Source organism: Geosporobacter subterraneus DSM 17957 (assembly GCF_900142145.1).
GTDB classification, from domain to species: Bacteria; Bacillota; Clostridia; order Peptostreptococcales; family Thermotaleaceae; genus Geosporobacter; species Geosporobacter subterraneus.
The window spans coordinates 1-713 of the sequence record NZ_FQZV01000001.1; the positions used below are offsets into that span (position 1 = coordinate 1).

1 rRNA gene is annotated in these 713 nt (G+C 51.9%); it reads left to right on the forward strand.

What is annotated here, in order from left to right:
- Positions 1–713 (forward strand): 23S ribosomal RNA (locus tag BUB56_RS00005); the annotation flags it as partial.

The following is a 713-nucleotide window of genomic DNA, read 5'->3' on the forward strand; positions in this document are numbered from 1 at the left end:
CTTCATAAGCAGAAAAAATTATAAGATAAACAGAAGAATCTAGTAGTTAGAGTTGAGTGTTGGGGAAGCACTGAACTTAAGCCCCAGTAAACGGCGGCCGTAACTATAACGGTCCTAAGGTAGCGAAATTCCTTGTCGGGTAAGTTCCGACCCGCACGAAAGGCGTAACGATTTGGGCACTGTCTCAACAATAGACTCGGTGAAATTGTAGTACCAGTGAAGATGCTGGTTACCCGCAGCAGGACGGAAAGACCCCGTGGAGCTTTACTGCAGCCTGACACTGGATTTTGGTATTGCATGTACAGGATAGGTGGGAGACTTGGAAGCTTGGACGCCAGTCTAGGTGGAGTCAACCTTGGGATACCACTCTTGTAATACTGGAGTTCTAACCATAAGCCGTGAATCCGGCTTTGGGACACTGTCAGGTGGGCAGTTTGACTGGGGCGGTCGCCTCCCAAAAAGTAACGGAGGCGCCCAAAGGTTCCCTCAGCGCGGTTGGAAATCGCGCGTAGAGTGTAAAGGCAGAAGGGAGCTTGATTGCGAGACGTACAGGTCGAGCAAGGACGAAAGTCGGGCTTAGTGATCCGGTGGTTCCGAGTGGAAGGGCCATCGCTCAACGGATAAAAGCTACCCCGGGGATAACAGGCTTATCTCCCCCAAGAGTCCACATCGACGGGGAGGTTTGGCACCTCGATGTCGGCTCGTCTCATCCT